This window comes from Microbacterium gorillae, assembly GCF_050990725.1.
GTDB lineage: Bacteria > Actinomycetota > Actinomycetes > Actinomycetales > Microbacteriaceae > Microbacterium > Microbacterium gorillae_A.
The window spans coordinates 410,071-434,918 of sequence record NZ_CP158844.1 but is presented as its reverse complement, the minus strand read 5'-3'; the positions used below and the strand labels follow the sequence as shown (position 1 = coordinate 434,918).

The window sequence follows — 24,848 nt, the reverse complement described above, 5'->3', positions numbered from 1 at the left end:
GAACGACGCCTCGGTCAGTGCCCGCCATGGCCGCCGTCCGAACCCTCATCAGCAGGACCCGCTGCCGCGTCGAGCACGAGTTCGGCGGTGTGCACCGTGCCATCGACCTGGAAGTCCAGGTAGAGGAGGTATCTCCCCGCCGTGGGTGCATGAGCGGTGAAGGTGATCGTCGGTCCCGACGTATCCCCCGGCTGGGGCTCGTCGCCGTGCGCGTGCACGTGCAGATAGGCCAGATCGCCGTCGCGCAGTGCGACGAGGTGGCCGAAGGCGCCCAGGTAGGGCTCGAGCTCGGTGACAGGTTCACCGTCGCGAGTGATGTCGATGGTGAGGTCGCTGGCCGCCCCGCCGACGAGTTGCCCATGCACGGAGACGTCGAAGCCGTCGACCTGTGCGTCGGTGACGACGCTCGTCCGCGGCTCGGGCGTGACCACGCCGCCCGCCGTCACGAAGCGCGAGAGGGTCACACTGCTGTCGCCGCTCGTGAAGTCCGCGTAGACGCGGTAGGTTCCGGCACGATCCCACGTCCAGGGCAGTGACCAGGTGCCGGTCGCGGTGTCGAGCACCGGGTGCACGTGCCGATATCCGGCGCCATCGGTCCGCACCACGATGAGGTGCAGGTCTTTGCCGTGCGCGGTCGCGTAATCGGTGACCGCGGTACCGTCCTGGTTCGTGATGACGAACGAGAGGGTGCCTTCGGTGCCGATGGCGGTCGGAGCCTGGATCTCAGTGAGGGTGAAGCCCGACTGAGAGATGGACGTGCCGTTCACGTCTGCCTCCTGGGTGATGGTGGCCGAAGGATTCGGGGTGTGGGTGTCGCCGTGCGCAGCGCTCTGCTGCCAGGCGGCGACGGTGGCATCCGGCACCAGGACTCCCCCGGCGGCGAATGCGGCGCCGAACACGGCGACGAGTCCGATGCCGTACAGCCCCAGGCGTCCGGGAGTGTTCATCAGATACGCACCGCCTCGTACCCGGCCTCGTCCACGGCGGCGAGGATCGCTGCGTCGTCGACGGGGGTCGTGCTGGACACGACGAGCTTGCCGGTCTGTGCGCTCACGTCGATGCCGTCAACGCCGGGGATCTGTCCCACCTCGGACCGGATCGCCATCTCGCAGTGTCCGCAGGTCATGCCGGTCACCTGGAATTCGGTCGTGGTGCTCATGTCGTTCTCCTTCGTCTCGGGATGTACCCCTCCCGGGTACCTCAGTCATAACCATATACCCCCTAGGGGTATTCCCTCAAGCCCGCGAAACTTCCGTCTGTGGGCGACAATCGCCGCGTTGCGCGGATTCTCACCCACAGACGGAAGTCTCGCGGGTCAGGCCTCGGCCACCAGCTCGGCGAAATCCTCGGTGTAGCCGAGGATGAGGATCGTCGAGTGCTCGATGAGGTTCGCGAGTTCGGCCCAGGACGGCGACTCCGGCTGGCCATAGAGATGCTGAAGGTCGGTGATCAGGTGACCAACAAGGTCGGACGACAGAGCTCCGGCCGGACGATGAAACGCCAGCGTGCGCGCGCCGATCCCCCACGGCTCGTACCCGTACCGGTCGTGCAGCCGCCGGGTCACGGCCAGGCTCTGGAACGGCGTCCAATCGCCGCTGAAGTACCCGTTGGGGACATCCGCGAGCAACCCATCGACGCGCGACTCGGGCACCCGCTGCACCACGTGCGTCGTCTCCAGCAGCACCGAGGGATCGCGCTGGAGCGATACCAGCGCATCGACATCCTCCGCGACGGTCGTGAACTCATCCGGGATGCTCGCCCAGTTCGCCGCCACGTCCGATGCACGCAATGCCGCCAGCACGGCGGCGAAGAGGTCGGCCTCGTACCGATCGACGGCCTCCGGGGAGTCGTCGTCCGGGTACACGACGCCGGCATCGAGATCGTGCCCGTTGATGGCATGCCCGCTGGTGTAGACGCACTGATCGACGTCGTCGAGAATCGCGAAGGCGCGCCCCTCCCCTCTCGCGCCCACACGGAGCACCGCGTCGAGAAGCTCCGTCACCGAAGCCGGTTCCCTCACGATCGCCACACTGTAGCGGTCGATACCGCCGTTGCGCGGGTCGGGGAGGTCGATCGTGCCGGGTGTCGAGGACATGCGTGCATCCTACGGAGGTCACCCCCGTAACCCCGCGAGACTTCCGTCTGTGGGCGACAATCGCCGCGTTGCGCGGATCACCACCCACAGACGGAAGTTTCGCGGGTCACATCACGCGGGGCCGGATTACGCGGGCCGGATCACGCGGGGAGGATCACGCGGGTCGGATCACGCGGGGAGGTCGGCGGAAACGATGCGGGCGGACCGGGGGCGATGGCGATCCCGGCGATAATGCGAGGACAGACACTGGAGGATGCCCGAATGAGCACCAAGACCCCGTTCGTCCCGGACGCCGACACCCGGTCGCTCCTCCGCGACGCCGCCAACGACGTCCGGCGGGTGAGCGGAGCGCGGGTCGGAGATCTGGTCGAGGCGGCGCTGCTGCGCACGCTCACCGACACGGTCGCCTTCGACGAGTCGGGTCGGGTGTTCATCATCACGGGCGACATCCCGGCCATGTGGCTGCGCGACTCGACCACCCAGCTCACGCCGTGCCTGCGATTCCTCGACCGCAGCACGCAGCTGGCCGATCTGGTCGAGGCTGTGGTCCGCCGCCAGTTCGGCTTCATCGCGCACGATCCCTACGCGAACGCTTTCAACGACGGCCCGACCGGCGCGCACTATGACCCGGACGATGTCTGCGATGATCCGAACGTCTGGGAGCAGAAGTACGAGATCGACAGCCTCTGCTACCCCGTCACGCTGGCGCACACGCTCTGGCAGCGCACCGGACGCACGGCGTTCCTCGACGCCGAGGTCCACGACGTGCTGCGCAGGATCGTGACTCAGCTGCGTCTCGAGCAGGACCATGACCGCTCGCCCTATCGATTCGAGCGCGTCACCACGATCCCCACCGAGACCCTGGCCCGCGAGGGACGCGGATCCGAGGTCGCCCGCACCGGCATGACCTGGGGCGGGTTCCGCCCCTCGGACGACGCGTGCACCTTCGGCTACAACATCCCAGCAAACCTGTTCGCGGCACAGGCGCTGCGGGCCATCGCCGAGATCGCTCGGGAGGTGCTGGACGACCCGGCATTGGCCGACGACGCGGAGAACCTCTCCAGCGAGATCCACAACGGAGTGCGCGAACACGGCATCGTCCCCGGTTCCGAAGGCGCACCCATCTACGCGTACGAGGTCGACGGCCGCGGCGGTGTGCTGGTGATGGACGATGCGAACACGCCATCGCTGCTGTCGCTGCCGCTCATCGCTCCCGACATGATCGACCGCGAGGTCTGGGAGGCCACCCGCGACGTCATCCTCAGTGACGTGAATCCGTACTGGTACAGCGGCAGCGTGCTGCAGGGCATCGGCAGCCCGCACTCCCTCCCGCAGCGGGTGTGGCCGATCGCGCTCGCCGTCGAAGGCCTGGTCGGAACCGCCGATGAGCGCGTCCGACTCCTGGAGCTGATCGCCACCACGGATGGTGGCACGGGTCACATCCACGAGAGCGTCGACGTCGATGATCCGACCCTGTACTCGCGGTCGTGGTTCTCGTGGGCGGATTCGATGTTCTGCGAGCTGGCGCTGCAGGTCGCGGAGGATGCCCGGACGAGCTAGGACCAAAGCTCCCTGCCGCCCGCCAGCCCGGCTGAGGGCGCCGCTGGTCTCAGCCGGCGCGCATTCGCCGCAGCAATCGACCCTCATTTGAGACCGGTCCGCCCAATTGGTCTCAACAACTGTCCGAGTCCGAGCCTCGACGAACAGCTTGTGAGACCACATCACCGATCACATCCGTGACCGCCCTCGCCAGGCCACCGATCCAGGACTGGACCTTCATCGCGCACCGGCTGACTCGTAGGCTCGTCGCATGAGCGACGCGTCCGCCCCGCAGATCCTTCGATACTCGGCGTTCGCCGCGACGCCCGAGGGCGGCAACCCCGCCGGTGTGGTGCTCGATGCCCGCGCCCTCAGCGACGCCGACATGCTGCGCATCGCTGCCGAGGTGGGGTACCCGGAAACCGCCTTCGTCGGTGAGAGCACCACCGACCGGCGCTACGCGATCCGGTACTGGTCACCGAGCGCGGAGGTGCCGTTCTGCGGACACGCCACGGTGGCGACCGCCGTGGTCCTCGCCGAGCGTGACGGAACCGGCACGATGACGTTCGAGACCCAGGTCGGCGACGTGACCGTCGTGACCACGCACACCGACCACGGCGTGGAGGTCGCGTTCACCGGTGTGGGGCCCGACGTCCGCGAGCTCGACGCCGATGTGCTCGCTCGCACGCTGCAGCTCTTCGGTCTCAGCGCGGAGGACCTCGATCCCGACTATCCCGCTCGCGAGGCGTTCTCCGGCAACTGGCACCCGGTGATCGTGCTGCGCGACGCAGAGATCTTCCACCAGTTCCGCTTCTCCCCCGAACCCGTCGCCCGCCTCATGCGCGAACGGGGCTGGCGCGGCACGATCACCGTGCTGCACCGGGTCTCAGAGGCGGAGTTCCTCGCCCGCAACATCTTCCCGGTCGGACGGATCACCGAGGACCCGGCGACCGGATCGGCGGCGGCCGCGACCGGCGCGTACCTGCGCGCCATCGACCACGTCCCCGCCGATCGCGTGGTCCGGATCCATCAAGGCGCCCACGTCGGACGACCGAGCTTGCTCACCGTGCACATCCCGCCGTCCGGCGGAATCACCGTCACCGGCGGTGCCCGACCGATCCCGCATAGCGCCTGAGGAACGCGCCACCAGCCCATTCGACGACGCCGGAATCCCCCGCCACGCATGGCGCACCGGACCCGAGGCGAGACGAATCAGATCCTCGATCACCTGCCGGCACGAGCCCGGACGCCGGATGACCTGAGTCATCGATGGAGATCATTCGGTCACGAGCTCCGGCGTCCGGTCCACCCGAGATCATTCGATCCGGGCCGAAAGCGCGCTCACCAGTCGTGGACGGTGCCGTCCTCCAGACGGTTCACCGGCAGGTACGCCTTCGTGTAGTCGAAGCCGGCGGCGGCCGCCTCGTCCAGCTCCACGCCGAGTCCTGGCTGCTCGCCGGGGTGCAGGAAGCCGCGGTCGAAGGTGAACGACGTTTGGAACACCTCCAGCGTCTGCTCGTTGTGGGGCATGTACTCCTGGATGCCGAAGTTGTGGATCGCCAGGTCCAGGTGCAGGGCCGCCGCCATGCCAATCGGCGAGATGTCCGTCGGTCCGTGGATGCCGGACTTGATGCCGTAGATGGCTGCGAAGTCGAGCAGCTTCTTCATCGCGGTGATGCCGCCGGTGTGCGTCACGGCAGAACGGACGTAGTCGATGAGCCGCTCGGTGATGAGGGTCTGATAGTCGAAGACGGTGTTGAAGACCTCGCCGATCGCCAGCGGCGTCGTGGAGTGCTGGCGGACCAGTCGCAGCGCGCTCTGGTCCTCACCGGGCGTGCAATCCTCCAGCCAGAACAGGTCGTACGGCTCGATGTCCTTCGCGAAGCGCGCCGCCTCGATGGGCGACATGCGGTGGTGTCCGTCGTGGAGGATGCGCAGGTCGGTGCCGAAATCCTCACGGATCTGCGCGAACACGCCGGGCATGTGGCTGAGGTACTTGCGGGTGTCCCAGGTCTCCTCGCTCGGCCGGCCGTTCTCAACCCGCTTGGCGGGCTCGTAGTCGTAGCGGACACCCGGGCCGCTGGACGAGACTCCGTAGATCTGCCCGAGCCCGGGAACCCCGGTCTGCACGCGAACGGCCGTGTAGCCCAGCTCCTGATATCCGGTGATGGCATTCTTCAGTGCCGCGTAGTCGGTACCTGACGCGTGGGCGTAGACGCGAACGCCCTCCCGGCTCGCGCCGCCCAGCAGCTGGTACAGCGGCATCCCGGCCTTCTTCGCCTTGATGTCCCACAGCGCCATGTCCACCGCGGCGATCGCCGCCATCGTCACCGGTCCGCGCCGCCAGTAGGGGCTGCGGTACAGGTACTGCCAGGTGTCCTCGATGCGGTCCTCGTCGCGCCCCACGAGCATCGACGCGACGTGGTCGGAGAGGTAGGACGCCACGGCCAGCTCGCGGCCGTTGAGGGTGGCATCGCCCCAGCCGACGACACCGTCTGCGGTGGTGATCTTGAGCGTGACGAAGTTGCGTCCGGGGCTGGTGATGGAGACGTCGACGAGTTCGATGGTCATGTCAGGTCCTCGAGGAAGGGGTGCGGCGACCTACGGCCGCCGCACCCGGGTTGATTGTCGTCACATGGCCGCGCGCGGATCGGTGAGATCGCGCCCGGTCCATTCGGGAGCCCAGATCGCCGCGACCAGCGTCGAGGCGGTGAAGATGCCCATGAGCACCATGATCGGGATGATGCTGCCGGTGGCCGCGGCCACCCACGCGGCCGCGATGATCGGGCCGATGCCGGTAGCGATGATCGCCGCGATCTCGCGCACCACGGCGGTGAGCGTGTAGCGGTTGCGGGCGCCGAAGATCTCCGGGATAGAGATGTTCTCCATCGAGGCCAGGCCCAGCACCGAGATGTTGTGGATCAGCGCGTACCCGACGAAGACGGGGGTCGCCTCCGCCGTGTTCACCAGCAGCAGCGCGGGAACGATCACCAGCAGCGAGAGCGTCGACATGATGATGTACATCCGGCGGCGACCGAACCGGTCACCGAGCAAACCCATGAGCGGAATGGTCACGAAGCCGATGAGGGAGGACACGATGACCACCTCGGGACCGATCTCCTTCGACATCGCGAGCGTCACCGTGATGAAGGAGATGAGGTAGGTCTGCACCAGACCCGAGTTGCCGGCCTGACCGAAGCGCAGGAAGAACGACACGATGATGGCCTTGATCGGCTTGCGCTGCAGCGACTCGAGCGTGCGGATGTCGTTGGTCTGCGTGGCGAGCTGCACCATCTCCTCGCGGGACAGCGCCTTGCCGTCCACCACGTCGGTGCGCTCCTCGAACACCGGGCTCTCCTTGAGGTTGAAGCGCACCCAGAGAGCGAAGAGCATGATGACGGCACTCGCGATGAACGGGATGCGCCATCCCCACGCGATCACGTCGGCCTCCATCATGACGGCCAGCAGGATCGCCCAGATCGCCGAGGCGAACAGCGTTCCGCAGTTCGTGCCGAGCGCGACGAGGGAGGCCACGATGCCGCGACGGTTGCTGGGGGCGTACTCGGAGAGCATCACGCCAGCGCCGGAGATCTCCGCGCCCGCACCGAAGCCCTGCGCCAAGCGGAGCAGCACCAGGAGGATCGGGGCGGTGATCCCGACCTGCTCGTAGGTGGGCAGCACGCCGATGAGGGTGGTCGCCGCTCCCATGAGGAGGATCGTGTAGAACAGCACCTTCTTGCGGCCGATGCGGTCGCCGATGCGGGCGAACACGAACGCACCGACGGGCCGGGCGACGTATCCGACGCCGTAGGTGGCCATCGCGAGGACGACAGCCATGCCCGGGTCGTCACCGGCGAAGAACAGCTGGCTGAACACCAGGGCCGCGGCCAGCGAATACAGCTGGAAGTCCATGAACTCCAGCGCGGTGCCGAGCCAGCCGGAGACGGCGGCGCGGACGAGGTCGCCCATCGAGCGCTGGGCGGGGGCGGACGTCGCGGGAGCCGCGGTTCCGGAACCGGGGGAACTGCTCATCGGGGTACTCCTTCGTAGTGATGTGCGTGCAGGGGGGGTGATCAGAGAGCCAGCAGGACCTTCGCCGAAGCGGAGGAATCGCGGGCCAGGTCGAACGCCGCCACCGCATCGGCGGCGGGAATGACATGAGAGATGACGGGGTCGAGTTCGTCGGAGGCCGCAAGCAGGGCGACGGCGTCGTCGATCTCCGTCGAGAAGCGGAAGGCACCGCGAATGGTGAGCTCCTTGGCGAGCAGCGGCGCGAGATTCACCGGGATGTCCGCGTTTCGCAGCATGCCGACCTGGACGACCGTGCCGGCTCGCCGCGCCGCTCGGACGGCCTGGGTGAGCGCCGGTGCGACTCCGGAGCATTCGAAGACGACGTCGAACGACTCGTCGTCGATGGCATCCGTCCCCACCGTGAACAGCTCGGTGGCACCCAGGCTCCGGGCGCGCTCGAGCGGCTCGGACAGCACGTCGCTGGCGCCGATGACAGCGGCACCCGCGTGACGGGCTGCCGCGACCACGAGCAGTCCGATCGGACCCGCGCCGATCACGAGGACCCGCTTGTCGACGACCGATCCGGCGAGGTTCACCGCGTGCAGTGCCACGGCGAGGGGCTCAGCCAGCGCAGCGCGCTCCAGCGGCAGCGATGCCGGCAGCACTCGGATCATGTGGTCTTCGACGAGAAGGTACTCCGATGCACCGCCCTGCCGATGCGGATCCGCCGCGGCGCTGCCGAGGTAGTCGCCGCCGGGACGCAGGTGCGGACGGTCTTCGAGCCCCGCGACATCCGCTCCGTAGCGGGCCGGATGCACCGTGACGGGAGTGCCGGGAGCGAGCCGTCCGGAGGGGTCCAGGTCCACGACGCCGGAGAGCTCGTGGCCCGGGGTCAGCGGCTCGCGGATGGTGTACTCGCCGTTGGCGCCGTGAAAGTAGTAGTGCAGGTCGGAGCCGCAGATGCCGACATACGACACCCGCAGGCGCACCTCACCCGCGCCGGGCTCCGGAACCGCACGGTCCTCCCAGCGGATGTCTTCGGCACCGTGGATGGCCAGAGTCTTCATGAGTGCTGTCCCTTCGTCGGGCTCGACGCCGCATCGACGGCGTCCGCGATCGCGGCATCGACGCCGTGTCGCTGGATCATGGTTGTCAGCTCGCCGACGCGCTCGATGAACGCGTCCCGCGAAGCCAGTTCCGCCCCGAACAGACGGAGGTCTGCGATGACGTGCCGCGCGAGGTCGCGTCCGCTGCGCACGGTCGCCGCGAACGCGCTCAGGCTGTCGCGCGCCGGATCCGTCATCGCGGCGGCCTGAGCACCCGGCTCGAACCCGGAGAGCGGCGCCATGCACGACAGGTAGCCGGCGACGGTCAGAGCGATGAGGTGCGGCAGGTGCCCGTTGCCGAGCGCAAGCAGCGCGGGCTCCGGGATGCGCTGTCGCAGCTTCACCGATCCGTCGCTGCCGACCTGACTGGTGCGGTGTCCGAGGGCGCTGTTGGCCCAGCGCTCGAACAGCTGCCCCTCGTAGTCGCGCAGATCCAGGCCGGTGGGCGCCTCCACCGAGGGCTCATACTCGCCGCGGATCACAGCGCGCGCCGCCTCCGCGATCGCCGTGCGACCGATGGCCTCGGGAATGGTGTCGACGCCGCTGAGAGCGCCGAGATAGGCGATGAGGGAGTGCGTACCGTTGAGGAGGCGCACCTTGACCTGCTCGTAGCGGGCGACCTCGTCGGTGAACACCGCTCCGCCCAGCTGCCAGGCGGGACGTCCGCCGGGGAACGCGTCCTCGATGGCCCACATGCTGAACGGCTCCGCGGGCACGGGGACCGCATCAGAGGCGCCGAGCAGGAGGCCGACACGATCACGAAGCGCGGGAGTGGTCGCGGGGACGATCCGGTCGACCATGCTGGACGGGAACGACACCGCGGCGTCAAGGTACGCGAGCGTGTCCGCGCCCTCGCCGCCGGGGAGCTCCTGCAGGAACTCGCGGACCAGCTTCTCGGTGTGCTTGCCGTTGGCGGCGAGGTTGTCACAGCTGAGCACGGCGATCGGCGCGCCACCGGCGAGCGCGCGCGCCTGCAGACCGCGGGCGAGCTGTCCGATCGTGGTGAGCGGGGCGCCACCGTGCAGGTCGCGTCGGATACCTTCGTCGTCCACGTCCAGGTGCTGCGTCGCGGGAGAGTAGCTGTACCCGTTCTCGGTCACGGTCAGCGTGACGATGCGCGTGCGCGAATCGGCGATGTGCGAGACCACACGAGCCGGCTCATCCGCCCCGACGAAGGCGTCGGTGTGCACGCCCGGGATGCTCAGCGATGTGGCGTCCGGGGAGATGGTCGCGACCGAGTAGAGGAAATCCTGAGCGCGAAGGCCATCAACGATCGAGCGCGAGCGCGACGCCACGCCGACGATGCCCCAGTCCCCACCCTCTGCGGCGATCGCGGCCGCCGTGTACACCGCCTGGTGTGCGCGGTGAAAGCTGCCCAGACCGAGGTGGAGGATCCCGGTGCCCGCGGGGTTCGCCAGTGGCGCGGCCGCGACTGCGGCGGCCCCTCGGCGGAGGGCGGGTGCGGCGTTCGTCACGCTGGGCTCCTTTGCTCGAGCCGCAGTCGTGATGAGAGCGGCACTGATCGTGGTGAATCGAGTTTGCAACGGTTTGTACAACTTTGTCAACATCGTTTGCAGAAACGCGAGAACATAGGATGACTCCGACGGGAGAGGTGAGGCATGACGGCGAAGCTGACCGATGTGGCGCGCAAGGCCGGCGTGTCCGTCGCGACCGCGTCCCGCGCCTTCGGAGAGCCGGATCGGCTCGCAAAGGGCACCCTTGATCGCGTGCTCGAAGCCGCGAACGATCTCGGGTACGTGACGGGGACATCGCCCGCGACAGCCACCCGCACCTTCGGCGTCATCCTTCCCGACGTCGCCAACCCCGTGTACGGAACGCTGCTGAAGGCGATCCAGGGGCAAGCCTGGCACGGTCGCCACCGCACGGTGGTGTTCGACGCCGACGAGGACCTCCGCCGCGAGCGCAAGCAGATAGAACAGGCGCGCAAACTCGACGGCATGCTCCTGTGCTCCCCTCGCCTCCCCGAGGACGAGGTGATCGACCTCGTGGGTTCCACGCCCTCCGTCGTGATCAACCGACTCATCACCGGCGTGCCGAGCATCGTGATGGACACCGAGCACGGCCCGTCGCAGGCGATCGAGCACCTCGCCGCTCTGGGACATTCGCACATCGCGTACGCTTCCGGACCCCACGGCTCCTGGGCGGACGCCCGCCGCGCGGATACGGTGGCGCGGGCGTGCGAGCGATACGGCATTCGCCTCACCCGCCTCAGTCATCAGGCCGCGTCCATTCAGGGCGGACGTGCTGCCGCCGCTCCCGCGGCGGCCAGCGGCGCCACCGCGGTGGTCGCCTACAACGACCTCGTCGCGCTCGGCCTGGAGGCGGGTCTGCTCGAACTCGGCCGACGCTGCCCCGCCGACATCAGCATCGTGGGCATCGACGACATCGACCTCGCGAGCGCGGTCACCCCGGCTCTCACCACGGTGCGCATGCCGATCGGGCGCAGCGGCACGTTGGCCGTGGAGCTTCTCCTCACGGCCATCGCGGGCGAGCGGGTGAGCAGTCTTCCCCCGCTGGACTCCCAGCTCATCGTCCGCGCCTCCACCGCTGCCCCCGCGAGCTGAGCTTCTCCACATCTGAGGCCCTGCCGGCTCAGAACTAGGGCATCTGCCCGATGAGGTACCCCCTCCTCAGAGAGGAGCGTAGGGGTACCGAAGAAGGGGAGTGTCATGGACCTCAACACCTACGTGAACGAGTACGTCGCGGCCGTCGAGCTGGAGCAGGCGGTGATCAACGCCGAGCGTGCGCGCATCGCCGCCGAGCGCATCGCACCGCGTCCGAGCCTGCTGAGCCGACTGCTCAGTGGGGCGGGTGCGGCGCGTACGACGACCACCCGCCGAGCATCCCGCGAACTGGCGGAGTGCGCCCCGCACCCGGCGTGATCGACGCGCGTTTCGATGTCCGAGGTGGCTGGCATGATGAAGCCATGTCAGCCACCACCGCACCGGAGATGGTGGGTCGCGATGCAGAACTCGCGCTCCTCCAGGAGGCGTTGCGTCGCACGGAGGGCGGCGAAGCCGCCTCGGTGCTGATCGCGGGTGAGGCCGGCATCGGAAAGTCCCGATTGACCAGCGAGTTTCGCCGGCTGCTCGTCGACGAGGCCACCGTGCTCACCGGCTGGTGTCTCGACTACGGCTCCACCCCCGCTCCCTTCGGCCCCCTTCCCGCCATCCTGCGCGGCCTCCTCGACGAGCTCGGGGACGATGCCGATGACGCCGCCGGACCCAGCCGCAACGCGCTGCAACTCCTCCTCCCCGACCCTGCGGGCACCCCGCTGGATCGAGCCACGGTTCGCCCGGAGGCGCTCGGCGAAACCATCGCCAACCTCCTGGAGGCCGCGTCTACGGCACGGCCGGTGGTGGTCATCGTCGAAGACCTGCACTGGGCCGATGCCGCCACGCTGTCGATGCTCTCGTTCCTGCTGCGCGCTCTCGCGGGTCGTCGCGTGCTGTTCGTGCTCACTTGCCGCACCGACGAAGTACGTCGGGGAGGCGCGGTCCGCACCTTCCTCGCGGAGTCCGAGCGCGCACGACTGCTCGAGCGGATCTCCCTCGCCCGCCTCGACGCGAACGCGGTACGCGAGCTGGTCGTCGGCTTGCGCGGGCCGCTGGACGATGCCACGATCGCCCATCTCGTCCAGCGCAGCGAGGGCGTGCCGTTCTTCGTGGAAGAGCTGGTGTGCAACGTCGAGGGACCCCTTCCGGAGACGCTGCGTGATGTCCTGCTCGCGCGCTTTGACGCACTGGGCGAGGACGCTCGACGCACGGTCCGACTCGCCTCCGCCTGTGACGGCGCGATCGCCCACGACCTGCTCACGGCCGTGACCGGTCGCGGCGGCGAGAGTCTTGACGAGGCGCTGCGCGAAGCTGTGGTCGCGGGCATCCTCACGGTGCGCGACGACGAATCATACGCCTTCCGGCACGCACTCCTGCGTGAGGCCATCCACGACGATCTGCTTCCCGGCGAGCGCTCGCGCCTGCACCGCTCCTACGCGGAGGCCATCCAGGCAGCTGGCGGTGCCGCGTCGAGCCTCGCCTTCCACTGGTATCAAGCACACGACCCGGAGCGGGCGCTCCGAGCGGCGGTGCAGGCGATGCAGCAGGCGAAAGACAGCTACGCGTTCTCGACGGCCGCACGGTTCGGCGAGCTGGCGCTGGAGCTGTGGGACCAGGTACCGAACGCGGATTCCGTGGCGGGGATCGAGCGCATCTCGTTCCTCGCCCGGCTCGGATCCATCCTGCGCAACGGCGGCGACGCCGAGCGCGCACTCGCGGTGGCGACACTCGCGCTAGGTGAGCTGGATCCGCAGACCGCCGACCCGGCCGTGCACGCACGGCTGCTGCGCGACCGCGCGCTCTACCTTCAGAATCTCGGAAAGCCCGGCACCGCCGAGTTGCTGGGCGAAGCCCTCGCGATCCTCGACGGCCACCCCGACGAGGATCGTCTGCGCGCTTCACTCCTCAATTACCTGAGCGGGCGCCACCTCACCAGTGCGCGGCTCACGGAAGCCAGAGAGACAGCCGATGAGGCGTTCCGGATCGCCGAGACCTCGGGTTTCGACAGCGCCATGTCGGTGGCGGCCAATCTGCGCGGCTGCAGCCGCATTCACCTGGGAGATGTCGCCGGCGGTCTCGAGGACTTCCAGCTCTCGTGGCAGCACGCCTCAGATCACGACGCGCAGCTGCGATACCGCGTGAACTATGCGGATGCGCTGTTCAACCTGGGGCGCTTCCGTGAAGCGGTCGAGGTCGCCGAGCTCGGCGTCGCACACTCCCGACGGCTCGGGGTGGAGCGCGCGACCGGCTCGGTGCTCTCACACAACCTGGTGGAGCCGCTGATCGAACTCGGCGAGATCGATCGCGCCGAGGAGGCGATGGCTCGCGATCTCGCGCTGCGGACGCTGCAGATCTTCCGCGTCTATGCCACGATGTCGCGCATCCGGATCCTGGTATGGCGCGGGCGGATCCCCGAAGCCACGCGACTGCTCGACGAGTGGCGCACGACGGCAGCGGCGATCTCTCGCGTGGAACGTCAGGTGTGGTTCTCGCTGCACTGGGGAGAGCTGATCGTGAGCCTTGGTGCCGGCGATCCGACCCGCGCCGCCACCGTGCTCACCGGAGTGATCACCGACCCCGGCCCACAACTGGCCCAGGTCTCCCGGCTCCTCCTGGAGGGCGTACGAGTCGTCACGGATCTCCGCGCGGACGGACATCACGCCCTCGCCGACGACACCGCTCGATCACTCGGTACCGCCTGGGCAGCCCGTCCACCCGCGCTTCGGATCCCCCACTGGGATGCGGTGCTCACGGCCGTCATCAGCGGCGAGATCCCGGCGCTCACCGAGGCCCTCGACGTGGCCGAGCACGACGATGTCCCCGCGATCTTCCGCCCGGTTGTTCGACTCGAGCTCGCGCGCGCCCAGCTGGCAGCCGGAGATCGTACGGATGCCGCACACCACGCGACCACCGCTCTGCAGTTAGCCGCCGCGCTGGGCCACCACCAGGTGCAGCGGCGCGCCACGTCGTTCCTTCGCAACGCCGGCCTCGCCCGCGCCGCGCGTCAGGAACAGACGGCCAACGCCGGTGCTCCCGCCGAGCTGACTGCACGCGAGCAGCAGGTTCTCGACCTCATCGCCGAAGGACTCACCAACCGCCAGATCGGCGAACGCCTGTTCATCAGCGCGAAAACCGCCAGCGTGCACGTCTCCGCCATCCTGCGGAAACTCGGCGTGACCAGCCGCACCGAGGCCGCCGCCTCCTCCCGCCGCTGAGGCGGCGCGTCTCACAACGCCAGTTGCTGAGCACCCTCCCTCACGCTGTCCCGGTTGCTGAGCGCCGCGAGACGGAGTGTGGCCGCTCAGGAATCCGAAGCGAGACGACGCCCCCAGCGCGTCACACCGCGGAGCCTCAGGACGACGGCGGCACCGATCCGTACCCGCGGTGCACGTCGGGATCCAGTCCGTGTGCCGCCGCCAGCCGTGCGACCAGCTCGGCGAAGGCCGCACGATCCTCCTCGGACAGCACATCGAGGATGTCGGCGTTCTGCCGCTCCGCCGCGCCACGGAGCTGCCCCAGCACGGCACGCCCGTTCTCCGTGAGATCCAGCCGATGATGACGCCGATCGTCGGGATCCCGCGTGCGAGAAACAAGCCCCGCACTCTCTAGCGAGTCGACGAGAACCACCACCCGGCTCGGCACAGAACCCAGCCGGTCGGCGAGCGTGCGCTGGCTCAGACCGGGGGTGCGCGCCAGGATCCGCAGCACCCCCGCGGTAGCCGGAGTCAGGCCGAACGGCTTGATCAGCTCCGCGAAGCGCGACGACGCGAACGCGCCGAGTTGGGAGAGGAGGAACCCGGTGCGCTGCGGCTGACGGGGGGCGTTCATGAGACTCAGCCTACCCCGGTTGACAGAATGATTCATAGTGTGCATGATTTCCTCTATGACCGATTCACCCACACACAGATCGCGAATCGGCGGACCACCGCTCGGACCGCTCGCGATCGTGACGTTCGCCCTCACCCTGGCCGGTGTCCTCACCCTGGTACTCGGCGCCGGCTCCGCCCCGGCACCGTTCGCGCCCGCATCCCAGCTGTCCGAGTGGTACGCGACGGACGCCCTCACCGTGCGGATCGCCGCGACACTCCAGTTCGGCGCCGCCGTGCCGCTCGGGATCCTCGCGGCGTCCGTCTACGCCCGCCAGCTCCGGCTCGGCGTCCGCGTTCCGGGCCCGGTGATCGGCCTCTACGGCGGAATCGCCGCGTCGGTGATGCTCATGATCTCGGCCCTCGCGAGTTGGGCCATCGTCGCCGGACCCGAGGCTGCCGACCCAGGCGTCGCCGCAGCATTCGCCCGCTTCGCGTTCACGCTGGGTGGCGTGGGCTACGCGGTAGGCCTGGGTCTGCTGATCGCCGGCATTGCCGTGCCCGCACTGATCCTGAGATTCGTCCCACGCTGGTTCGCCCTGGTCGGCCTGCTTATCGCGCTCATCGGCGAGATCTCCTTCCTCGCTCTCGCGATCGATCCGCTGCAGTTCCTGCTTCCGATCGTCCGCTTCGGCGGCGGGGTCTGGCTGATCGTCGTCGCATTCGCACTCCCCCGGGCGCGAGCCCGCCGCGCGTCCACACCTCGCCTCGGAGACTCATGAACATCCTGCTTCTGCTGCGCGAACTCCTCGTGCTGATACATCTCATCGGATTCGCGCTGCTTCTCGGCGGCTGGGCCGCTCAGGCCGCCCGTCGCCAGTACGTGACCACGACCCTGTTTCGCACCGGTCTCGGGGTGATGATCGCGTCCGGGCTCCTGCTCGCGATCCCGTTCCCGGCCGACGTGCACCTCAACTACATCAAGCTCGCCGTGAAGCTTGTGCTGGCATTCGCCATCGGCGGGGCGTTCGGGGTCGTGATCACGCGGGAGAAGGCCGGTCGCCCCACGAACGTGGCGTTCTGGAGCATCGGTGCCCTGGCGGTGCTCAACGCCGGCGTCGCCATCTTCTGGCGGGCGTGAGCGCGCTACGAGCGAGGACGCAGACCGACCAGCACGGCGAGATGGTCGCTGGCCCCGGCGCGAAGCGTCTCGGCACCGCCCGCATCGAAACCACGCTGGAAGATGTGGTCGATGCGCGCGGACGGCAGGCCCGCTGGCCAGGTGAATCCAAAGCCGAACGATGACTGTCGCGGTTCCGATAGGCGCGAACGAATGCCGGCGAGAACCGGATCAGCACCGACGGCATTGAAGTCGCCAAGCGCGAGGATCCGGTCGTGATCATCAGCGGCGATCAGATCGCCGAGCGCGGCGAGCATGGCATCGCGCTCCGCCTGTGCACCCGGCCGGAAGGATGCGGCGTGCACCACATAGACGCTGATCGGGCCGGCGGGACTCTCGATCTCCGCCCGCAACGCACGCTGCCACCCGAGCCCGAGATCCAGGGCCTCCGCGTCCGCGATGGGCGAGGTGCTCCACAGACCCACGGTGCCGACGACGTATCGGTAGGGATGCGATTCCTCGAGCGCGCCGATCGCATCGTCACGCGACTGCGCGTCCAACTCGGTGAGAGCGATCACGTCCGCACCGCGGTCGACGAGCGCGGCGGCCGACTCCGCGGCCGTCCCTGAGCCCGCCTCCACGTTCTGGCTCGCGGCGACGATGATGCCATCACCCTCGAGGGCCGCGGGCGGGAACCAGGTCAGCGATGACGCGGTCGCGACGACCCAGACCAGGGCCGGGACCAGCGCGATCCAACGCCGACGCCACCACCAGAACCCGCCGACGATCACGAGCACAGCGGGCAGCCAGAGCCAGGGGAGTGCGACGGCGGCGAGCGTGCCGATCAAGCCCGGCACGGCGATCCCCACCATCACCGCGAGGAGCAGTGCCATGAGCACCGCGACAGCAGCGGCCCACACCCGTGCGCGCCCGACGCGCCGGGGTTGGGGGTGGGGCTGTGACACCCCGCGAGCCTATGCTGTGCCCGCTCGGAGGAGCCTGCGCGCCGCGCTGCGTCAGTGCACCACACTCTCCAGGCGGCGCACACCCTCGGCCATCTGCGGCGGAGAGGCCGCCCCGAATGACAATCGCAGATAGGGCGACGGCGGCTCATCGACGAAGTAGTGACTGCCGTCCCCCACCAGCACTCCCTCCGTCTGCGCCGCCCGGCTGACCGTGCGGGCGTCGGCGTCGTCCGGCAGACGCACCCACAGATGCAGGCCGCCCTGTGGCAACGCCGGCACCTGAAGGACATCACTCCCGGCCACTGCCGCCAGCAGGGCATCCCGCCGATCACCGAGGGCGATACGCAGGCGTTTGCGGTGTCGTGCCCACTCGCTGGAGGACAAGAACTCCAGCGCGACCTCCTGCATCAGCGGGGAGACCCCGAGATCATCGGCGATCCGCGACGCGCGCAGCCGCGCCCCGGCGGGCCCTCGCGCGATGATCGCTCCGACCCGCAGTCCGGGCGAGATCGGCTTCGCCAGCGTGGTGATGCTCACCACGTGCCCGTCGGCGTCTGCCGTGAACAGCGGCGCGGGGGCCGGGCGCTCCAGTCCGAGGTGGCGAGCCCAGTCGTCCTCGACGATGAACGCTCCGCGGGCGACCGCCAGCGCGACAACCTCACGACGCCGAAGGTCGCTCATCACCGCTCCGGTCGGGTTCGCGAACGACGGCTGGAGATACACGACGCGTGCTCGAGTGCGCTCCAGTTCATCCGCGAGCAGGTCCGTGCGAATGCCCTCGGCGTCGGCAGGCACGGCCGCGATCCGCAGTCCGGCGCTCTGCGCGGCGAGGATGGCGCCGGGGTACGTGGGGCTCTCCATTACGACCGTTTCGCCGGGCTCTGCCAGGGTGCGGAGAGCGAACACCAGCGCCTGCTGACCACCCGGCACGATCTGCACGTCCTCCGGCTGAGCCCGATACTCGGCTGCGATCAGTCGGCGCAGCTCCGCGGAACCGGACGGCGGGGTGAGGTCCCACCCGCGCGCCGACCGCGCGACTCGGGCCCCGATGCGGCGGAGATGTTCGGTCGGCTGCAGCTCGTCGGCCAGGTACCCCCAGGAGAGCGGGAGCTGCTCCGGCTGACCGTGTGCACCCAGGCGTGAAGCGCGATCAGCATCGACGCGCACCGCACCCAGCGCCTGCGACTGCCACGCGTAATCGGGGCGAGAGCTGTGTCCGCGTCCGATGACGAAGGTTCCTCGACCGGGTTCGGCGCGAACGAGCCCGCGGGCGGTGAGTTCGGCGAGGGCGTTGGAGATCGTCGCGGCGCTCGCCTGGAAGCGCGCCGACAGTTCGCGCACCCCGGGCAGCCGGGTCCCCGCACTCATCCCGAGTATCTCCCTGCGAAGCTGTTCGGCGATCTCCCGCGATCTGTTATCTTGCCCCATGAATGAACAGAGTAGCGTTACTCATCACACGCCCCAACCGTTACCGTCTCGCACCGAGCCGATCATCCGCCCTCTGCACGCGAGTGACGAGTCGGCGTGGCGGGAGTTGTTCCGTCAGTACCGTGAGTTCTACCGCCTGACAGAGTCGGAAGAGGTCATCACGCGCGCGTGGGGGTGGTTCACCGATCCCGCTCACGAGTGCTCCGCGCTGATGGCAGAAATCGACGGCGAGCTGGTGGGCTTCGCGCATCACCGCCCGATCTCCTCCCCGTACACCGGGAGCACGGGTCTGTTTCTGGACGACCTGTTCACCGCTCCGGTCGCGCGTGGCCGAGGCGTCGGACGTGCACTGATCGAGGAGCTGCGCCGCATCGCCGCAACGGAAGACCGCAGCTTCGTGCAGTGGGTGACGGCGGATGACAACCACCAGGCGCAGGCGCTGTACGACACGCTCGCCACACGAACGCGCTGGGTCACCTACGAGACATCGGCAACAACGCGATGATCGGCGGGCTCGGGGCGAACGCCCCGAGCCCCGTCACGTGTACACCGCACGAGGGCGCGTCGCCGGTGTAGGAAGGAGACATGTCGGCGCGAACGAAAGCCCTACTCTGGACCGGGGTCGGTGCGTCGGCGGTCGCGTTCGTGCTGTTCGCGCCGTTGTTCCGTGCGGGCATGTGCGTCGACGCGCAAGACAGCGCCCGATCCTTCTGCCGCGACTGGTACACGTCCCTCATCGGCGTGGAGACCAGCCTGTGGATGTGGGTCGGCGGCAGCGCGGTCCTGCTGGGCGTCGGTCTGTTCGTCGCCTGGCAGCGCACGAGGCGCGGTACCTCAGACGCCCGCGACCCCGAGATTCCTCCCCGCGAACAGGCCTGAGTCGCGGCGAACCCGCGGCCCGGCGTCCGCACGGCGACCCCGGTGCGACGCACCAGAGCACCAGGTCTGCGGACCACCTCCGGCGCCACGCAACCTGCGCGAGCGCGCGATTAAGCAGACGCCGCCGCGAGGTGCGCCGCGAGTTCCGCATCGAAGCGTGAGGCGTCGTCCAGGTGCGGCGCGTGACCGGCACCGGCGATCTCGACTTCGCGCACCACGCCGCCGGCCGCGGCATATCGCGCCAGCACGGCGCGGGTCTGCTGCTTCATCGGCTGCGCCGGTGCGACGTCCGCCCCCGGCCATCCCGGGATCACGCCGAGCGCGCCGAGGTGATTCAGATCGAAGAGCGACGTGTCGGACACGATCACGTCAGCATCGCCGTGCACCCACAGGATCGGGGGTCGGTGCGGGGAATTGGCGATCCCCGAGGCATCGAAGTGCTGCGGAGCCATCGTGTTGAGCACGCCTCGACGGCCCGCGGCAAAGCCCGGCCAGTTTGCCGAGGCCACGCTGTCTCCCGGGTAGTTGTCGTCGCCAGTGGCTGTCGTGAGCATCGACCGCACCCACGCGTCCTCGTGCTCGGCCTGCGCGTCGGGGTGCGCGACGTAGGCGCTGCGCAGCACGGATCGCGGCGACGTGGGAGCCTCCTCGGTGAGGTCGCCGGCCCGCAGGCGGGCGACGAAGTCCGGGTTCGCACCGCCGCCTCCGGTACCGGCCCCGTCGTCATCGTTGCGCGTGCCGTCGGCACCGTGGGTGCCACCGAAGCCGTACGGCGAGACGGGGGCCTCCAGCGTGAGGGACAGCACCCGCTCGGGTGCATCGAGCAGCAGCTGCATGGCCACGCCGCCGCCCATGCTCCAGCCCACCACGTGCGCCCGCTCCACGTCGAGCGCATCCAGCACGGAGACCACGTCGTCCGAGAAGTCACGGAGACCGCGGGTCGCGTCCACCGGCAGCGTCTCGCTCTCGCCGAACCCACGCAGGTCGATCGCGAGCGCGCGATAGTCACGGGGCAGCGCCAGCATCGTCGGCTGATAGAAGACCGACGACGAGACGTTGCCGTGGATGAAGACCACGACCTCACCGTCGCCCGCGCGCTCCAGCACGTTGGCGGCGTAGCGCGACGAGGCGACGCGGTGTGCCGTGATTCCAGGGAAGAGATCGCTCATGACTGCTCCTGTCAGGGGTGTTCGATGGCATCGGCGACCGCGGCGGCACCGCGATCGGAGAACAGCACGGTGTAGTGGTTCACGTCCTCCACCTCGGCGAGGCGCAGCTGAGGGACGAGGGAGCGGAACTCCTCGATGGCCCCGGGCGCATAGAGCGGGTCGGCGTCGAGCAGGCCGCGCGGTGCGCGCAGCACCGACACCGGAATCCGCAGGGAGCGGAGGGCCGCGAGGTACCAGTCCGGACCGTACAGCTCCGCACCGTCGGCGATCATCGCCTCGACGGAGGCGGAGGCCCGCAGCTCCGGCGCCGTGCCGATGAGGTCGTCCCGTGCGTAGGCGTCCCACGTGGCCGGCCAGTACGGGCCGATCGCCGGATGCGCCCGCCAGAAGTCCAGGTACTCGTCAACGCTGGCGAACACGCGCTGCAGGCGCTCCGCCGCCGGGCCGAGGAGGCGCGCGGTGTCGGCAGGCGTCGCGCCTTCCGGAAGCTCGAGCGGCAACCCACCGTCCACCAGCACGAGTCGTTTGACGAGTTCCGGATACGCGGCCGCGAGCGCAACAGCTATGAAGGCCCCCATCGAGTGTCCCGCCACCACGCGGGGCGATCCACCACGAGCGCGAAGGAGAGCGGCAAGATCGTCCGCGTGGCGCCGCAGTCCGAACGGTCCGAGCAGATCGCGACTTCCCGCCCGACCTCGGAGGTCTGGCGCGATGACGTGGTGCTCCGGCAGCAGGGCAGAGACGGCCGCCCACGATCCACCGTGGGCGGTGATGCCGTGGATCGCCAGGACCTCCGGCCCGCCGGCCGGACCGTACTCGCGGATGTTGAGGGTCATCGCGCGCTCCATCCGCCGTCCATGAGGTGCGCGGTCCCCGTCACCATGCCCGCGCTCTCGCCGCACAGCCACAGCACGAGCGAGGCGACCTCCTCGGGTTCCAGCAGCCGTTTGATCGCCGATTCGGTGAGCATGATCCGCTCCACCACCTCGCTCGGCGCGATGCCGTGCACCCGGGCCTGGTCGGCGATCTGCTTCTCCACGAGCGGGGTGCGCACGTAGCCGGGGTTGACGCAGTTGCTGGTGACGCCGTGCGCTCCACCCTCCAGCGCCACGACCTTCGACATGCCCTCCAGCGCATGCTTCGCGGTGACGTACGCCACCTTGTACGGACTCGCGCGCACGCCGTGCACGGAGCTGATGTTCACGATCCGCCCCCAGCCACGCGCGTACATCTGCGGGAGAGCGGCACGGGTGAGGAGGAACGGCGCCGTGACCATGAGGTCGATCATGTGGCGGAAGGTTGCCGGGTCGAATTCCTCCACGGGAGCGATGGTCTGAATGCCGGCGTTGTTGACGAGGATGTCGACATCGATGTCCAGAGAGGCGACAGCGTCCAGATCCGACAGGTCGATGACCATCGCTTCCCCACCCACCTCCGCCGCCGCGGCGCGGGCTCCGGGCTCGTCCCGATCGGCCACGATCACGTGGACACCGGCCCGGGCCAGCGCCCGGGCGCAGGCGAGGCCGATTCCGCTGGCCCCTCCGGTGATCAACGCGCGTCGGCCGGTCAACTCCATCGTCATGCTGTGCAGGTTAGTTCACCGGTTTGGCGGCGACCAGCGATGCGAGTATGCAATTGCGCACACCCGCACGCGCGTTTCTGCGGATCAAGCGGCGTTCTGCGACGGCCTGCGGAGGCGACGAATCCCCGCGGGGGCGAGTCCCACCAGGACCGCAAGCAGCACGGCACCGATGGCGAGCAGGGTCACGCGTATCGGGCTCCCCTCCTCGGCGGGCAGTGCGGGCAGCGGGTACTCGATGTACTTCGCCGCGGTCATCGCGGTGGCTCGTCCGTCGGTGCGCGCGATGTCGGCGAGGATCGGGTCGAAGCTCGTGTTGCCGTCACCCGCATCGGCGGCGGGAAGGAACACGGGAACATCGGACAGCTGATCCGTCAGCGTCGAGGTCGTGGTGGCTCCGGGCACGATGAGCCGATCCAGCTTCCCCGCTTCTGCGACCGGGGTGGTCAGCAGCGTCATGCCGTGTTCGGTGGTGATCTCAGCGGACTCGGCCACCGGGATCACGTGTGCGGTGAACGCCGCCCCGCCGTAGAGTTCCGCGGCTGCCGCGATATCGATCTCGTTGGTCCCCGGCAGCAGACCCAGCCCGTACTGCGGCTGACCCCACGGCAGCGTCGCGCCGAGAACGTAGGGATAGTCGGCCAACGACACCGTGTTCACCGGGATGTCGATGGATCCGGTCGGCTCCCAGTGGGGGTAGCGCACGGCGTCGGCGATGCGGACGGCCTCGTCCTCCCCCGCGAGCTGCTGGACCACGTACAGGCTGGCAGCGATTCCCGAACTCACGCCGGCGGTGGTCAGCACATTACCGTCATCGACCCACCGCTTCCCGCTCACCCACGTGGTCTCGGGGTGAGCGGACCGCATGCCATCGAGGTCCGACCAGAAAGACGTCGCGGTGCGGCCGTCGAGGACCGAGGTCTCCACGAGCACCCGCGCGCCGGCGCAGACGCCCATGACGCGGGATCCGTCGGCGTGCGCGCGCTCGATGAAGGATCGGAGATCAGCTTCCCCGGCACCCGACGGATCACTGATCGCCGGGACGACGACCAGGTCGGGGGTGGGGAGCCGCCCGTCCGCATAGTCGGCATAGGTAGCCTGCGGGATCGTGGCCAACCCGCCGGAGAGCGCGACGGGCTCACGCGAGGCGGACACCGTACGCACCTGGAATGCGTCCGAAGCTGCGAACACACCGTAGGGTCCCATCGCGTCCGTCGCGACCGTGCCGCCGCTGCCGAGCAGGATCGCCACCTGGATGCGGTCGGGTCGCGCGGGGGTGATCGCGGGCGGTGTCACCTGCTGCGTTGATGCCGGCACGGAGAAGTCACGCGCCATGGTGGTGACGAAACCCGCGCATGCGATGGCGACGAGGGTGAGGGCCGCGAGCGCGACGCCGAGAGCCGCGCACAGGGCGCGCCGAAGGAAGGTCATTCGTGTTCTCCAGAACGAGGGGTGATCAGAGTGAAGGTCAGCGCATCGAGGCGCGGTAGTCGCGGGGAGAGATCCCCTGCGACTGTGTGAAGATGCGACGCAGCTGGCGCGCGTCCGCATAGCCGCACGCCAGCGCGATCGCCTCGATCGAGAGATCGGTGGAGCTCAGCAGGGTCTCGGCATGACTCACCCGGAGGGTCTGCTGATACTGCAGCGGCGTCATGCCGATGGTCGCGACGAACTTGTTCGTCAGCGTTCGCGGCGACACGTGTGCTGCCCGGGCGAGCGCGTCGAGAGTGTGCTGCTCGGTGAACGCGTCAGAGAGGATCTGCTGGACGGTGTGCACTTCGGGGATCAGGTGATCGCGCAGCGCGACGAAGGCACTTCGCGGTGCCGCGGCACCGTTGCGGCGGAGATAGACGACGAGTTCGCGCGCAACGCTCGCGGCCAGCGCGGGGCCGTGGTCGCGCTCGATGATCGCGAGCGCCAGGTCGATCCCGGACGCGATACCCGCGCTGGTCATCAGTTTTCCGTCGGCGACGAAGAGCACGTCGTCCACGACCTGGGCCCGCGGGTATCGCTGACGCAGGTGTTCGACGACGCTCCAGTGACTCGTGCAGCGGCGTCCGTCGAGGAGTCCGGCCTCGCCGAGGATCAGCGAACCGGTGCAGATCGAGGCGATCTCCGCACCGCTGTCCGCGACCTCGCGCAGCCAGTCGATGACAACGGGCGCGACATCGACAGACAGTGCGAGGTCAGGCCCCGGGACGAGCACCAGGTCATCGGCGGTCACCGGACCAAGTTCTCCGAGGTGGGACAGCTGCAGACCCTGCGCTGACACCGCGGCCGCATCCGCCGAGACGAAGGAGAGCCGGTAGTCGGCGCCGAGGTGTGTGGCCGCGGCGAGCGCCTGCACCGGGCCTGCCAGATCCAGCAGATTCACGTGCGGGAGCACCAGCACCACGACTCGCTTCGACATACGGCGAATCTACGGGGCTCGTGAGCCGCCCGACAGTGATGATCCAGCAGCATCACCGGACCGATCTGGCAGTGGAGTAGTCGACGACGGAACCGAGCCAGTGTTTACCGCCGAGGCCGGCGCGATCTCAGCGCGCTCGAATGCCCGCAACCCCCGCCGCGATCC

General features: G+C 69.0%; 24 protein-coding genes. 9 read left to right on the top strand and 15 right to left on the bottom strand.

The window, feature by feature from the left end; translation table 11 throughout:
* Window positions 1-14: 14 nt before the first annotated feature.
* From ABTV68_RS01970 to ABTV68_RS01960, 3 genes are all read right to left on the bottom strand, one after another.
* A complete protein-coding gene (locus tag ABTV68_RS01970; RefSeq protein ID WP_433675943.1) occupies window positions 15-947 on the bottom strand; it encodes a heavy-metal-associated domain-containing protein in 933 nt (310 codons plus the stop codon).
* On the bottom strand, window positions 947-1,159 hold the full coding sequence (locus ABTV68_RS01965) for a heavy-metal-associated domain-containing protein (protein WP_433675942.1): 213 nt from the start codon (window positions 1,157-1,159) through the stop codon (window positions 947-949). Before ABTV68_RS01965 ends, ABTV68_RS01970 begins: the two co-directional genes overlap by 1 nt.
* Before the next feature lie 156 nt (window positions 1,160-1,315).
* Window positions 1,316-2,095, bottom strand: a complete 780-nt coding sequence (locus ABTV68_RS01960; protein ID WP_433675941.1) for a hypothetical protein — start codon at window positions 2,093-2,095, stop codon at window positions 1,316-1,318.
* Between the two features lie 261 nt (window positions 2,096-2,356).
* Here ABTV68_RS01960 and ABTV68_RS01955 point away from each other — a divergent pair, with 261 nt between their 5' ends.
* Entirely contained in the window at window positions 2,357-3,655 is a 1,299-nt protein-coding gene (locus ABTV68_RS01955) for a glycoside hydrolase family 125 protein (protein WP_433675940.1), read from the top strand.
* Window positions 3,656-3,905: 250 nt separating this feature from the next.
* Window positions 3,906-4,769 carry a PhzF family phenazine biosynthesis protein gene (locus ABTV68_RS01950; RefSeq protein ID WP_433675939.1) on the top strand — a complete coding sequence of 288 codons (864 nt, stop codon included), beginning with the start codon at window positions 3,906-3,908 and terminating at the stop codon, window positions 4,767-4,769.
* 206 nt (window positions 4,770-4,975) lie between these two features.
* Here ABTV68_RS01950 and manD read toward each other — a convergent pair whose 3' ends face one another.
* The 4 genes from manD to ABTV68_RS01930 are packed head-to-tail and all read right to left on the bottom strand — an operon-like array spanning window position 4,976 to window position 10,226.
* Entirely contained in the window at window positions 4,976-6,205 is a 1,230-nt protein-coding gene (gene manD / locus ABTV68_RS01945; RefSeq protein WP_433675938.1) for a D-mannonate dehydratase ManD, read from the bottom strand.
* 60 nt (window positions 6,206-6,265) lie between these two features.
* Window positions 6,266-7,666, bottom strand: coding sequence for an MFS transporter (locus tag ABTV68_RS01940; RefSeq protein ID WP_433675937.1), 1,401 nt, complete (start codon window positions 7,664-7,666; stop codon window positions 6,266-6,268).
* Window positions 7,667-7,707: 41 nt separating this feature from the next.
* Window positions 7,708-8,712 (bottom strand): L-idonate 5-dehydrogenase, encoded by a 1,005-nt coding sequence (locus ABTV68_RS01935; RefSeq protein ID WP_433675936.1) that lies wholly within the window; start codon window positions 8,710-8,712, stop codon window positions 7,708-7,710.
* Complete coding sequence (locus ABTV68_RS01930; RefSeq protein WP_433675935.1) at window positions 8,709-10,226, bottom strand: mannitol dehydrogenase family protein; 1,518 nt, start codon at window positions 10,224-10,226, stop codon at window positions 8,709-8,711. Before ABTV68_RS01930 ends, ABTV68_RS01935 begins: the two co-directional genes overlap by 4 nt.
* A 144-nt stretch (window positions 10,227-10,370) precedes the next feature.
* Between ABTV68_RS01930 and ABTV68_RS01925 the strand changes: the two genes are divergently transcribed.
* The 3 genes from ABTV68_RS01925 to ABTV68_RS01915 all read left to right on the top strand — a co-directional run bounded on the left by ABTV68_RS01925 (window position 10,371) and on the right by ABTV68_RS01915 (window position 14,542).
* Window positions 10,371-11,336, top strand: a complete 966-nt coding sequence (locus tag ABTV68_RS01925) for a LacI family DNA-binding transcriptional regulator (RefSeq protein WP_433675934.1) — start codon at window positions 10,371-10,373, stop codon at window positions 11,334-11,336.
* A 105-nt stretch (window positions 11,337-11,441) separates the two neighbouring features.
* Window positions 11,442-11,654 carry a hypothetical protein gene (locus ABTV68_RS01920; RefSeq protein ID WP_433675933.1) on the top strand — a complete coding sequence of 71 codons (213 nt, stop codon included), beginning with the start codon at window positions 11,442-11,444 and terminating at the stop codon, window positions 11,652-11,654.
* A gap of 44 nt (window positions 11,655-11,698) precedes the next feature.
* Window positions 11,699-14,542, top strand: a complete 2,844-nt coding sequence (locus ABTV68_RS01915) for an ATP-binding protein (RefSeq protein ID WP_433675932.1) — start codon at window positions 11,699-11,701, stop codon at window positions 14,540-14,542.
* Window positions 14,543-14,678: 136 nt separating this feature from the next.
* On the opposite strand, the gene ABTV68_RS01910 is transcribed toward ABTV68_RS01915, so the two are convergent.
* Window positions 14,679-15,155, bottom strand: coding sequence for a MarR family winged helix-turn-helix transcriptional regulator (locus ABTV68_RS01910; RefSeq protein ID WP_433675931.1), 477 nt, complete (start codon window positions 15,153-15,155; stop codon window positions 14,679-14,681).
* Between the two features lie 55 nt (window positions 15,156-15,210).
* Between ABTV68_RS01910 and ABTV68_RS01905 the strand changes: the two genes are divergently transcribed.
* Complete coding sequence (locus tag ABTV68_RS01905) at window positions 15,211-15,915, top strand: hypothetical protein (RefSeq protein WP_433675930.1); 705 nt, start codon at window positions 15,211-15,213, stop codon at window positions 15,913-15,915.
* Complete coding sequence (locus tag ABTV68_RS01900; RefSeq protein ID WP_433675929.1) at window positions 15,912-16,274, top strand: Fe-S protein; 363 nt, start codon at window positions 15,912-15,914, stop codon at window positions 16,272-16,274. The genes ABTV68_RS01905 and ABTV68_RS01900 overlap by 4 nt, the downstream gene beginning before the upstream one ends.
* A gap of 5 nt (window positions 16,275-16,279) precedes the next feature.
* Here the strand turns inward: ABTV68_RS01900 and ABTV68_RS01895 are convergent, their stop codons facing one another.
* Window positions 16,280-17,218: an endonuclease/exonuclease/phosphatase family protein gene (locus ABTV68_RS01895; RefSeq protein WP_433675928.1), complete on the bottom strand. Its 939-nt coding sequence runs from the start codon at window positions 17,216-17,218 to the stop codon at window positions 16,280-16,282.
* Between the two features lie 51 nt (window positions 17,219-17,269).
* A complete protein-coding gene (locus ABTV68_RS01890) occupies window positions 17,270-18,586 on the bottom strand; it encodes a PLP-dependent aminotransferase family protein (RefSeq protein WP_433675927.1) in 1,317 nt (438 codons plus the stop codon).
* A 166-nt stretch (window positions 18,587-18,752) separates the two neighbouring features.
* Between ABTV68_RS01890 and ABTV68_RS01885 the strand changes: the two genes are divergently transcribed.
* Window positions 18,753-19,151, top strand: coding sequence for an N-acetyltransferase family protein (locus tag ABTV68_RS01885; RefSeq protein ID WP_433675926.1), 399 nt, complete (start codon window positions 18,753-18,755; stop codon window positions 19,149-19,151).
* 80 nt (window positions 19,152-19,231) lie between these two features.
* Window positions 19,232-19,525 carry a hypothetical protein gene (locus tag ABTV68_RS01880; protein ID WP_433675925.1) on the top strand — a complete coding sequence of 98 codons (294 nt, stop codon included), beginning with the start codon at window positions 19,232-19,234 and terminating at the stop codon, window positions 19,523-19,525.
* A 110-nt stretch (window positions 19,526-19,635) separates the two neighbouring features.
* On the opposite strand, the gene ABTV68_RS01875 is transcribed toward ABTV68_RS01880, so the two are convergent.
* From ABTV68_RS01875 to ABTV68_RS01855, 5 genes are all read right to left on the bottom strand, one after another.
* Window positions 19,636-20,694 carry an alpha/beta fold hydrolase gene (locus tag ABTV68_RS01875; RefSeq protein ID WP_433675924.1) on the bottom strand — a complete coding sequence of 353 codons (1,059 nt, stop codon included), beginning with the start codon at window positions 20,692-20,694 and terminating at the stop codon, window positions 19,636-19,638.
* An 11-nt stretch (window positions 20,695-20,705) separates the two neighbouring features.
* Window positions 20,706-21,530, bottom strand: a complete 825-nt coding sequence (locus ABTV68_RS01870) for an alpha/beta fold hydrolase (protein ID WP_433675923.1) — start codon at window positions 21,528-21,530, stop codon at window positions 20,706-20,708.
* Window positions 21,527-22,276, bottom strand: a complete 750-nt coding sequence (locus ABTV68_RS01865) for a 3-hydroxybutyrate dehydrogenase (RefSeq protein ID WP_433675922.1) — start codon at window positions 22,274-22,276, stop codon at window positions 21,527-21,529. Before ABTV68_RS01865 ends, ABTV68_RS01870 begins: the two co-directional genes overlap by 4 nt.
* Before the next feature lie 84 nt (window positions 22,277-22,360).
* Window positions 22,361-23,704, bottom strand: coding sequence for a DJ-1/PfpI family protein (locus tag ABTV68_RS01860; protein ID WP_433675921.1), 1,344 nt, complete (start codon window positions 23,702-23,704; stop codon window positions 22,361-22,363).
* 37 nt (window positions 23,705-23,741) lie between these two features.
* Entirely contained in the window at window positions 23,742-24,683 is a 942-nt protein-coding gene (locus tag ABTV68_RS01855; protein ID WP_433675920.1) for a GlxA family transcriptional regulator, read from the bottom strand.
* Window positions 24,684-24,848: the final 165 nt, after the last annotated feature.